This is a genomic window from Agrobacterium sp. DKPNP3 (assembly GCF_052686535.1).
This window is the reverse complement of sequence record NZ_JBQYSN010000128.1, coordinates 1-10707: the sequence shown is the minus strand read 5'-3', so window position 1 is coordinate 10707 and position 10707 is coordinate 1. Positions and strand designations below refer to the sequence as shown.

Sequence of the window (10707 nt, the reverse complement as noted above, 5' to 3'; positions counted from 1 at the left end):
GCCGTCACGCGTTTCAAGACGCTTTGAAATTCCGCCTCCGACAGACCTCCAGCTGCCGGACGCGGCCTCCAGCCGCAAGGTTTTCCCCGCAGGGTGATTTGCCAATAGCCCTGCCTTTGCCCGGTGTCAGGCCCCTCGGCCGCACCGGGCTTTTTTATGGCCTGGCCTGAACTGACTGCCCGTTTTTCCGGCAAAACCTCAATATTGATATTCTTCGAACACCGGCAGCACCGAGCCGCCCCAGCGGCCGTGATAAAGCGCCAGCAGGTCTTCGGCGAGCGTGGTCTTCTTGGCCAGAACCTCGTCGAGCGAAGACAGGAACACGGTCTCGTCCTGGCCTTCGCCATTCAGCCGCTTGCGGTTTTTCAGGCCGGTGCGGGAAATGTCGAGAACCTCGCGGGCGATACCAAGAAGCGGCTTGCCGGCAATCTCTGCATTGAGCCCCTTGGCCGGTACGGCGTTGCGAAGCGCGATCACCTCGTCGAAACTCCAATCGGCGGTCAGCGCATCGGCAGCGTCCAGCGCTTGCCTGTCATAGAGAAGGCCGACCCAGAAAGCGGGCAGGGCGCAGATGCGCCTCCACGGCCCACCGTCGGCGCCACGCATTTCGAGGAAACGCTTCAGGCGGACATCGGGGAACAGCGTGGAGAGGTGGTTCGTCCAGTCGCCCATGGTTGGTTCCCATGCGGGGATTTCGCCCTTCAGCGCACCGTTCATGAACTGGCGGAAGGTGACATGGGTGCAATCGTGATATTTGCCGTCGCGCACGATGAAATACATCGGCACGTCGAGCGCCCATTCGACATAATCCTTGAAGCCGAAATCGTCGTTGAAGGTGAAGGGCAGCACGCCCGAGCGGCGATTGTCGGTATCGCGCCAGATATCGCCGCGCCAGGAGAGAAGTCCGTTCGGCTTGCCCTCGGTGAAAGGCGAGGAGGCGAAGAGCGCCGTCGCCAGCGACTGCAGCTTCATCGAAACCCGCATCTTCTGGCGCATGTCGGCTTCGGATGAGAAGTCGAGATTAACCTGGATGGTACAGGTGCGGTACATCATGTCGAGACCCTTGGTCCCGACCTTGGGCATGTAACGCGTCATGATCGCGTAGCGCGATTTCGGCATGCGCGGCGTCTCGTCATAGGTCCACAGCGGGCTGCCGCCGATGCCGAGGAAACGAATGCCCATCGGCTCTGCCACTTCGCGAAGGGTAGCCAGATGCTGGTTGGATTCCTTGCAGGTCTGGTGCAGGTTTTCGAGCGGTGCGCCCGATAGTTCGAACTGGCCGCCCGGTTCGATGGAGATGGCCCCCATGCCGTGCTGTTCGCCAAGGCCGATGATGTTTTCACCGTCCATGATCGGTTCCCAGCCGAGCTTTTCCTGCATGCCCTTCAAAAGGGCTGAAATGCTGGCCTCGCCGAAATAGGGAACCGGGCTGTTATCCTCGCGGAAAAAGGCGAATTTTTCGTGCTCGGTGCCGATGCGGAAATCGGCTTCAGCCTTGTTACCGCCCGCCAGATAATCTGTAAGCTCCGTCACGGAGGAGAGGGGGGTCTGGTCGGTCGTGTCGCGTGCCATGGCTTACCTTGTTATGACGTCTCTGTTGTGGCGAGGCATATGATTGGCAGATAGGGCCGGATCATATCCGCTGGCAAATGAATTTCTTTTAAAGATGCATGAAGCGCAATGGCTTCCCTCAGTTCCAGTCCCCGATGCAGGCCTGAATGACGGCAAGGGCGGCGACGGCGGCGGTATCGGCGCGCAGAATGCGTGGCCCGAGCGGTATGGGGGTCACAAAGGCAAGGCTGCGCAGAAGCGCGCGTTCCTCCTCGGAAAAGCCGCCTTCCGGCCCAACCAGCAGCGCAAGTTTACGTTCCTTCACGGCTTGCAGGGCTGGTAGCGGATTTTGCCCCGCATCCCCTTCGTCGCAATAGATGATGCGCCGGTCTTCCGGCCAGGTCTCCAGCATCTCTTTCAGCTTCACCGGCTCTGCCACTTCGGGAAGAGACAGGATGCCGCATTGTTCGGCGGCCTCGATGGCATTGGCGCGCAGCTTCTCGGTGCTGTGGATTTTGCCCTGAACGTGCTGCGTCATCACCGGTTGCAGCACGCCCGCTCCCATTTCGACCGCCTTCTGGATGAGATAGTCCATCCGGCCGACCTTGAGCGGGGCAAAGAGGTAGTGCAGGTCGGGCGCCTCTGGCTGCCGACGTGTCTGTTCGACAGGAATGAGCACGATCTTCTTGCGGCTGGGGAAGGAAAGCCGGGCCTTCCACTCGCCATCGCGGCCGTTGAACAATAGGATTTCCGCGCCATCGGCCAGGCGCAGAACATTGGCGAGATAGTTGAATTGCTCGGCTGTCGCTTCCTGCCCGACGCCTTCGGCAAGACTGTTTTCGATATAGAGACGTTGCATCCGGAAATTGGCGCGCATGGGATTTTCTGTTTTCAGAGGAAGAGGAACGACATGAGCCAATAGAGCAGCGCCGCAAGCGTTGCACTTGCCGGCACAGTGACCAGCCAGGCAGCGATGATAGTCATGAAGTGCGAGCGGCGGACAAGATAGCGCCGGCGCACTTCGGATGGATTGTCCGCATATTTGTGAGCCCGGCGGGTTGGCTGGCTGGCTCCCGTTTGGACCAGCTCCTGCCGCCGCCGTGACGATTGCGTGTACCACTCGCGGAAGAAGCCGACACCGAAAACCGCGCCGATCGCCGTATGGGTGGTACTGACAGGCAGACCGAAGCGCGATGCAACGAGGACGGTCAGCGCGGTCGCAACCGAAACACAGAAAGCGCGCATCGGATTGAGCTTGGTGATCTGCTCGCCGACGAGGCGGATGAGACGTGGGCCATAAAGAAGAATACCGCAGGATAGCCCGAAGGCGCCGACCAGCATCACCCACAGTGGTGCGCGGGCCGATGTGCTGACAGCTTCATCATGCAGCGCCCGCACGATGGCGACCACGGGGCCGATGGCGTTCGAGACGTCGTTTGCGCCATGTGCGAAAGACATGAGCGCGGCGGCGAGAACCAGCGGCCACTGGAACAATATCCTGAGCGACTGGTTGCGGTTTTCCAATCCCTCCGACTGCTTGCGGATGATCGGCACGCAGAGCCGCCAGGCAACAATGCCTGTCACCAGTCCTATGAGGCTTGCGTGACCAAGGGACACATGCGTAAGCTGCCGCAATCCGACCCAGATAAGGTAGGCCATGAAAACACCTGCCATCAGGCCGATGAGAACGGGAACCCACAGCCGCGCCGAGCCAATCTTGTCCTCGCGGTAGATGATGAATTCCTTGATGAAGGCAAGGATGGCAATTGCGATCACGGCACTGATAAAGGGGGCGAGCACCCAGGCAAACGCGATGCTGGCCAGTGAATACCACTCGACCGCCTTTGCGCCATAGGCTGCCATGCCGGCGCCTGCAACGCCGCCGACGACCGTGTGGGTGGTCGAGATTGGCGCTCTGGTCCAGGTCGAAATGTTAACGAGCAGACCGGCGGCGAGAAGCGCCGAGAGCATGGCCCAGGAAAAGGCGGTCCTGTCGGGGATGGTCCCGACATTGATGATGCCGCTTGAAATGGTCTCGACGACGTTGCCGCCCGTGATCAACGCGCCGGCAATCTCGCAGATAGCGGCAACGATAAGGGCGACGGCAAGCGGCATGGCCTTGGCGCCGACCGCAGGGCCGACATTGTTCGTCACATCGTTCGCACCGATGTTGATCGCCATATAAGCGCCGATGGCCGCAGCAACGATGATGATGATCGAACCGGCTGTGCCCGTCACGAAAGCGCCGGCAAAGAGCGCCGCAAGAACGACAAACATGAAGCCTGCGCCAATACCGGCAAGCTGCTGCGTGACATGCAGCGTCGCCTCTTCGACACGGGTCAGCTTGTCGAGATCCTTGTCGAGCGTCGGCTTCATGTTCGATGGCGGCTTCGTTGCCATTCACACCTCGTTTGCCAGCATTCCCTTTCGTCCGGCAGCGTCGCAGGTTGAAGGCAATTTACAGAAAGACTGTTACATCTCGCACATCTTTCCAAAAGGAAAGACGGTAAGTGCGATGTCGGAGATCAAACTCCATCATGGCACTGCTTCGCTCGTAACGCTATTTCGAATGCGCCATCCGTTTGTCGAAAGCGAGCATGAGTGCTTTCAGTTCCGGCTCGTTCACCCGTTTGCCAGCTTCCCGGGGGCTGACCCATTCCAGCCGTCGGGATTCCTTTTCGGGAAAGCTGTCCTGCATCTCGGAAACCTTGAGCAGATGCACCTGAACCCTGCACGGCACGTTGATGCCGCTGTTCAGCTTTTTCTCGTAGCCGTAATAGCCGAAGGGGGCCTTCTCGACCGTGCCCTTGACGCCGGCTTCCTCATAGGCTTCCTGCTCGGCCACCGCATGCGCCTTCTTGTGGGCCATCGGCCATCCCTTGGGAATGACCCACCGCCCGGTGTCGCGACTGGTCAGCAGCAGGACTTCGGGCTCCGCATTGGTCTCGGACAATCGATAACATAGCGCCGCATATTGCTGTCGCGGCGGTCTGCGCAACATCAAGCCAACGTCTGTCGCCAATCGATTCAAGATTTTCAACCCGAACAGGTCCTCTCTGTCGTGCGGTGATAACAGATAATATAGGGAGGCCTTAGATTCGGCCAATCCCCTTTCCGCATAACCCACTGCTGTCTTCATGCTAATGAAGCTTTTTGGCAGATTGTCAGGGTCAATTGGCGAACAAAGTTTCGACCGGGTGGTTCCCGGTCGATCAATCGGAGCAGTAAGGTGCTTCTGGCCCACATTCATGCCACGCGACTGCAACCCTGTGATGACGCATTGCAGGCGTTGTTTCAGGCGGGGTTGAGACCCCAGTGCCTCAGGCCCTCGATCACGCCGTCTGCTTCTGTCGCGGCAGCGCGGAAAAATCTGTCGTCGTGATCGGCGAGGGAAGCGAGTTCCGGCAGGGCATTGCCGACAATCACGCCGCGCACGGTCGGCAGTTCGAACATCGCCCTGTCGTTGCCCGTATCGCCCGCAACGACCGCTTCATCGACGCCGATTCCGAGTTGCCCGCACAGCCAGGCAAGGGCAGCGCCCTTGTCGGCCGCTTTCGGGAGAATATCGAGGTCGCGTCCGCTGGAATAGACAATGCGGGCGTCGATCTCGGCCTCCGCGAGTGCCGTCTCGATCTCACTCAGGGCCGTTTCATCGGCGTCATGCAGGAACCAGCTGGATTTCAAGCCATGCTGGTAGCGCTCTTCCTGCATCGTCACGCCCGGAATCGCGGCCATCACCTCAGCTATTCGGCCAGGATCGAACCCGTTGCCGAGAGACCTGGTGTAGGCAGTTTCAAGCGCTTCGTGTTGTCTTGCATGCAGCATCGTGCCGACGCCGCCGATGATGTAATCGGGCTGCGGCAGCGGCACCTCTTCCAGAAGGGCGCGCTGGTCGTCGACCAATCGCCCGCTGTTGAAAACGAGAAGCGGACGATCGTCTTGGGGCAGCGCGTGCCAGAAGTCGCGGAACCGCCGCGTGGCGTCGTTATCGCCAACGACGGTTCCGTCCAGATCGGTGGAGAAAAGGCGAACCTGTTTCAATCGCCGTCATTCCATGGTTCGGCCCAGTCCGCTTCTTCCAGAACCGGCATCATCGTTCTGCCTTCCACGACGGCCAGAAGCTGCTGGGCAATTCCCGTCCAGGTGAACAGGCTGCGCGCCTTATGCGCCCCCATGCGGGAAAGCCGCCCGTAAAGCCGCTCGTGCTTGAACGGCTTCATCATGGTGATGCCGAGATCTTCCTTGTCGAAAGGATCGGCAAACAGCGCATGACGACCATAACTGACAGCGCGGAATAGCCCGCCATGGATAGTCACGACGGTCGGCGTACCACTCGCCATCGCCTCGATGGCCGTCATGCCGAAAGGCTCGTAGCGGCTGGAAAGCACGAACAGATCGGCGGCGCGATAGATGTCGGGCAAGTCCTCATCGGCGACATAACCTGAAAAGGCCACCTTATCTTCCAGCCCGAGCGATTTTACCCGCTCCTTCAGCTGATTGAGGATCGTGGTTTCCTGCTCATCCATGTTCTCACCGCCGACGGCGAGGTGCAAGCGGGCTTCCGGCTCGCGCTCGGCCAAAACCGAAAAACCGTCGATCAGCAGATCGTAGCCTTTGTTGGTGGCCAGTCGCCCAAGCGCCAGCACCACCTTGCCCTCGAAGCCGAAACGCTGGCGGATCATCTGGCGTGTCGCATCCGAAACGGGGAAAAAGCGGTTGTCGTCATATCCCGGTGGGATCATGTGGATATGCTTGCGCTTCTGGCCGTAATCCTCGATCAGCACGTCGAGCTGCACCGGCGTGGTAGCGATGACCATGTCGCAGCTGCGGTAGATGATGAGTTCGTGCTGGATGCGCTCCTTGAAATTGAACTCGAGTTCGAACGTATCGGACTTCTCGGGATAGTCCGTTTCCATCTGGCGTTTTTTCCAGATCCCCAGCGAATGCGGCGTATGCAAATGCGGGATTTTCAACGCTTCCGAAAGTCGCTGACCGGCAACGCCGGCATCCCAGTAGTGGCTGTTGATAAAGGAGTAGTTGAGGTCGTTTTTCTTGATGAAACGCAGTGCGTTTTCACACCATTCCATCAGGTGGCGGTGCAGATATTCCTTGGGAATGAAGTCACGTCCGCCGCAGGGGATGCGCACCACACGGACGCGCTCATCAACCTCGTCGAATTCCGGCTGGTCTTCGAAGCGGCGGGTATAAAGATCGACGGTGTAACCGAGTTGGCCGAGTTTGCGTGCAAGCTCAAGCACATAAACCACCTGCCCCCCGGTATCAGCCGCGCCCAGTGGCGGATGCGCGGCGACATAGCCATGCGTCGATATGAGAGCTATCCGCGGATAGCGTTCAGTTTCGCTCGTGGTTGTCATGGGTCCCATCTTGGTAAATTTTTCCAATTAACCCGGTAAAAAGTCCAAAGGGCACAAAAGGTTCCATCAAAAACGGAACAAAATGGATCGCGCGTTTCGCCGTGAAGCGGTTTCAGCCGCTGCGCTGCTGCTGTCGGAGGCGGGAAATCCGGTCCCATTCGCGGGCCTGATGGGCCTTCGCCGTCGTTTCCACGATGAAGTCGATGTGCCCTTCCGCCGCCATCCTTGCCGCGACCGGATCAGCCGCGGCGATGGCATCATGAATGGCGACATGTTGCCGTAAAACCTCGTCATGCGCGCCGGCGATGGAAAAGATGAGGTGACGGTTGTAGAAAATGTCGTCGCTGAGGAGCCGGTAGCAGGAGCGCAACGTATGCATCAGCACGATGTTATGCGCGGCTTCCCCCACCGCATTGTGGAACTCGACGTCGCCGGAGAGCTCGTCGTCAAAGCGACCCTCCTCATGGGCTTCGCGCATCCTGTTAACAATCGCGGCAAGGTTGCGCCGGTCCGGTTCTGTTGCCCGCTGTGCGGCAAGTTCGGCGGCCATGCCTTCGATGGTGCGTCTGTATTCGAGAAAATCCCGCGTCGCCCGGCTGTGGCGGGTGATCAGCGCACTCAATGGATCGGAGAATACCGGGCCAACGATATCGGCCACATAGGTGCCGCCGCCATGCCGACTCACAAGAAGGCCCCGGCTTTCGAGTTCCTTTAACGCTTCCCGCAGGATGGGCCGCGAGACGTCGAGGCGTTGCGCCAGTTCGCGCTCGCCGGGCAGCCGGTCGCCATCGCGCAAAATCCCGTCGAGGATCAGTTCTTCGAAACGTAAGATCACCTCCTGCGATGTGCGGCTGTGCTCGATGCGCGCAAAAAGCATTTCGTCCATCGCAGAAGTCCCCGGCGAAATCCGACCGTGTTTGATATCATGTAAGGTATCAGGCAAATCTCGCACTGGTCAAATATTCTGTCCAGTTCTGTCTCGCGCTGTATCTATGCCTGCGGCAACACAGCATCTGCCTTTTTGAACTGGCTTTTGTTAAAGCGGTCGCCGACAGGGTCATGGCGGCGGATTTTTCCGTCAGGTGGATCAAAACAGTGACATCGGCGTCGATCGTGGTGTTGTCATCACAATCGATGCCTTAGACATCAGCCATAAAAGCGGGGACGGTATCGCAATGGCAAAGGGTAGATTTGCATTCGCAAGCGCGCCGGAACGGTCGCTGGCATTGGGCGAGGTGCATGCGCGGCCGACGGTGCTGCTTGCCCCGTCGCGCATCATCATCCAGCTTGCCTTCATGATGGATGGCGGCTCGTCCGTGCACCATTCGGTTATCGCGGAAATGTCGCGCAGCCGCGGTGTTGCCCCGCCGGAACGCGATGCGCGTCACCACGCCATGCCGTGGGGGCAGGGGACATTGCGCTGGGAGCGACATACCGAGTTCTCGACCTGGTTCTGGGACGGTCCGGCGCCGGAAAAGTTCGGCGGCGAGATTGCCGGCGATCCTTTCGGCGACGGCTTTTCGCCGCCCGGTTCGCTGATCTCGGGCGTGCGGCTGGAAATTCGCCCGGAGAATGGTTCTACCTCGCAGGCGGAAGCAATCTTCGAGCCCACCAGCCTCTGTCATAGCGACGTGCGCGACGGTCAGTCGGCCATCCTCACCGATTTCCGGCAGGACCGCGACGGGCTGACGCAGATATTGGTGATCGACCGAGGCCTCAGCGATTACAGCCGCGGCGCGCTGGTGCAGCGCCTTCTGGATATCGAGACCTATCGCACGCTCGCCATGCTCGGACTGCCGATGGCGCAGACGCTGTCGCCGGAAATCCGCCGTATCGAAGATGGCTTGACCGGCATCACCCAGCGCATGAAGAGCGATGCCCGCGACGAGGCCGATGCGCTGCTGGCCGAAATGACCCGGCTTGCCGCCGAGTTGGAGGCCAATGCCGCGCTCAGCCTCTATCGTTTCGGCGCCAGTCGCGCCTATGACGGCATCGTGCGCGAACGCATCCGGGCGCTCGCGGAAACGCCGGTGCAGGGCCATGAAACCATGGGCAGCTTTCTGGAACGGCGCATGGCGCCAGCCATGCGCACCTGCCAGTCGGTGGAAGAACGACAGGCCAACCTGTCGCGCAAGCTCTATCGCGCCACGGCTCTGGTTCGAAGCTGGATCGATGTGGAACTGGAACGGCAGAACACGGTGCTGCTCAACACCATGAATAAGCGCGCCGCCATGCAGCTTCGCCTGCAACAGACGGTGGAAGGCCTGTCCGTCGCCGCGATCTCCTATTATGTCGTCGGGCTCATCGGCTATCTTACCAAGGCGATCAGCCATGACGTGCTGCCGGTCGATCCCGCCGTCGTCACCGGTATCTCCGTTCCCTTCGCGGTGCTGGGCGTCTGGTGGGTCGTGCGCCGCATCCGCCGCTCCCATGCCGAGGGCGGCCATTAGGATCACGGTATCAACCCTGCTCCCAATAGGGTGAAGGCCCGTAGAGTCCGGCGAGATAATCGATGAACAGCCGCACCTTTGCCGGCAGAAACTGCCGGCTGGGGTAGACCGCAGACAGCGTCACGTTGCGCGAGCCCTCATATTCAGGCAGAACCTGCACCAGCTTTCCGCTGCGCAACTCATGGCCGATATCCCATGTCGAACGCAGCGCGATGCCAAGCCCTGATATAACGGCTTCGCGGATCACCTCGCTCGAATTGGTGACCAGCATCCCTTCCGGGCGAATGCTGAGCGCGCCGCCCGGCCCCTCCAGCCGCCAGACGTCGTTATTATGCGCGGGCAGGCACCGGTGTTTTTTCAGATCCTCGATTGTCGCGGGTATGCCGTGCGCGGCAACATAATCAGCCGAGGCACAGAGCACACGTCGCACTGGCGCCAGCCTGCGAGCGACAAGGCTCGAGGAATTGAGATCGGCAATGCGGATCGCCAGATCGTAACCGCCTTCGATGATATCGATGAACGCGTCGCTGAGCACCAGATTGACCGAAAGGTCCGGATGCCGCTCCATGAAGCCCTTCAAATGTGGCGCGATATGCATGCGCCCGAAGGAGGTAGGGGCGGAAACCTTCAACGTGCCGTTGACGGTGTTGGCCCGGCCGGACACAAAATCCTCGGCCTCTTCAAGGCCTTCGAGAACAGCCAGCACCCGCTCGTAAAAGCCTTGTCCCGCTTCAGTCAGAGAGATTTGTCGGGTGGTGCGCTGGAACAGTCGGGCGCCGAGCTTTTCCTCCAGTCGTTTAACGCGTTTGGAAATGACGGCGGGCGAATAGCCCAGCTCCTTGGCGGCGAGCGACATGCTGCCGGAGGCGGCGACGCTTGCGAAGACTTCCAGGTCACCCAGATTTGTCATAGTTGCCCCCGATTGTTTCCAGAATAGAAAAAATCCATACCATTTGATTGCGCGGCCTCAAAGTGGTAAAGAAACAATACCAGTTATCGGCACGGAGGAGCGGCGGTGACGCAGCCTATTAAGTTTCTGGAGCCGCGCGCTCAGGTCGTCGCGCAACGCGACCGCATCATTGCCGACCTCAAGGCCATCCTGCCTGACGACTGTCTTGTGCATGAGGCCCGCGAAGTCGTGCCTTTCGAAACCGATGCTTTCGTTTCCTATCGCCGTCTGCCGCTCGCCGTCGCTTTGCCGAGAACGACGGAGGAGGTGGCAGCGGTCATGACATATTGCCATCGCTCGGGCATTCCGGTGGTGCCGCGCGGCGCCGGCACCTCGCTTTCCGGCGGCGCAATCCCGCAAGAAGACGCCGTGGTGATCGGGC

10 protein-coding genes are annotated in these 10707 nt (G+C 60.0%); 2 read left to right on the top strand and 8 right to left on the bottom strand.

The genetic code is table 11. The features are described 5' to 3' along the window. Positions 1-198: 198 nt before the first annotated feature. From ACUTJJ_RS23130 to ACUTJJ_RS23100, 7 genes are all read right to left on the bottom strand, one after another. The gene (locus ACUTJJ_RS23130; RefSeq protein ID WP_063947682.1) at positions 199-1572 is read right to left on the bottom strand and encodes a glutamate--cysteine ligase; all 1374 of its coding nucleotides are present in this window, start codon (positions 1570-1572) and stop codon (positions 199-201) included. Between the two features lie 118 nt (positions 1573-1690). Further along, positions 1691-2428 carry a 16S rRNA (uracil(1498)-N(3))-methyltransferase gene (locus ACUTJJ_RS23125; RefSeq protein ID WP_445543556.1) on the bottom strand — a complete coding sequence of 246 codons (738 nt, stop codon included), beginning with the start codon at positions 2426-2428 and terminating at the stop codon, positions 1691-1693. A 14-nt stretch (positions 2429-2442) separates the two neighbouring features. Beyond that, positions 2443-3951, bottom strand: coding sequence for an inorganic phosphate transporter (locus tag ACUTJJ_RS23120; RefSeq protein ID WP_445543555.1), 1509 nt, complete (start codon positions 3949-3951; stop codon positions 2443-2445). A 160-nt stretch (positions 3952-4111) separates the two neighbouring features. Further along, on the bottom strand, positions 4112-4552 hold the full coding sequence (locus ACUTJJ_RS23115; RefSeq protein ID WP_063947685.1) for an NUDIX hydrolase: 441 nt from the start codon (positions 4550-4552) through the stop codon (positions 4112-4114). Between the two features lie 293 nt (positions 4553-4845). After that, a complete protein-coding gene (locus ACUTJJ_RS23110; RefSeq protein WP_445543554.1) occupies positions 4846-5592 on the bottom strand; it encodes an HAD family hydrolase in 747 nt (248 codons plus the stop codon). Next, positions 5589-6935 (bottom strand): glycosyltransferase family 4 protein, encoded by a 1347-nt coding sequence (locus ACUTJJ_RS23105; protein ID WP_186376678.1) that lies wholly within the window; start codon positions 6933-6935, stop codon positions 5589-5591. The genes ACUTJJ_RS23110 and ACUTJJ_RS23105 overlap by 4 nt, the downstream gene beginning before the upstream one ends. A 103-nt stretch (positions 6936-7038) precedes the next feature. Continuing rightward, complete coding sequence (locus ACUTJJ_RS23100; protein WP_063947687.1) at positions 7039-7812, bottom strand: FadR/GntR family transcriptional regulator; 774 nt, start codon at positions 7810-7812, stop codon at positions 7039-7041. Positions 7813-8101: 289 nt separating this feature from the next. Between ACUTJJ_RS23100 and ACUTJJ_RS23095 the strand changes: the two genes are divergently transcribed. Next, positions 8102-9376: a DUF3422 family protein gene (locus ACUTJJ_RS23095; RefSeq protein WP_445543553.1), complete on the top strand. Its 1275-nt coding sequence runs from the start codon at positions 8102-8104 to the stop codon at positions 9374-9376. 10 nt (positions 9377-9386) lie between these two features. Here ACUTJJ_RS23095 and ACUTJJ_RS23090 read toward each other — a convergent pair whose 3' ends face one another. Further along, positions 9387-10286 carry a LysR family transcriptional regulator gene (locus ACUTJJ_RS23090; protein WP_063947688.1) on the bottom strand — a complete coding sequence of 300 codons (900 nt, stop codon included), beginning with the start codon at positions 10284-10286 and terminating at the stop codon, positions 9387-9389. A 105-nt stretch (positions 10287-10391) separates the two neighbouring features. Between ACUTJJ_RS23090 and ACUTJJ_RS23085 the strand changes: the two genes are divergently transcribed. Continuing rightward, positions 10392-10707, top strand: a 316-nt coding sequence (locus ACUTJJ_RS23085) for an FAD-binding oxidoreductase (RefSeq protein ID WP_445543552.1), incomplete at its 3' end; no start/stop codon positions are given.

What these genes read in the sequence shown, in the direction of transcription:
- ACUTJJ_RS23095 (WP_445543553.1), top strand. Translation starts at nt 8,102, where the DNA reads ATGGCAAAGGGTAGATTTGCATTCGCAAGCGCGCCGGAACGGTCGCTG.
- ACUTJJ_RS23090 (WP_063947688.1), bottom strand. Translation starts at nt 10,286, where the DNA reads ATGACAAATCTGGGTGACCTGGAAGTCTTCGCAAGCGTCGCCGCCTCC.
- ACUTJJ_RS23100 (WP_063947687.1), bottom strand. Translation starts at nt 7,812, where the DNA reads ATGGACGAAATGCTTTTTGCGCGCATCGAGCACAGCCGCACATCGCAG.
- ACUTJJ_RS23130 (WP_063947682.1), bottom strand. Translation starts at nt 1,572, where the DNA reads ATGGCACGCGACACGACCGACCAGACCCCCCTCTCCTCCGTGACGGAG.
- ACUTJJ_RS23125 (WP_445543556.1), bottom strand. Translation starts at nt 2,428, where the DNA reads ATGCGCGCCAATTTCCGGATGCAACGTCTCTATATCGAAAACAGTCTT.
- ACUTJJ_RS23120 (WP_445543555.1), bottom strand. Translation starts at nt 3,951, where the DNA reads ATGGCAACGAAGCCGCCATCGAACATGAAGCCGACGCTCGACAAGGAT.
- ACUTJJ_RS23115 (WP_063947685.1), bottom strand. Translation starts at nt 4,552, where the DNA reads ATGTTGCGCAGACCGCCGCGACAGCAATATGCGGCGCTATGTTATCGA.
- ACUTJJ_RS23105 (WP_186376678.1), bottom strand. Translation starts at nt 6,935, where the DNA reads ATGGGACCCATGACAACCACGAGCGAAACTGAACGCTATCCGCGGATA.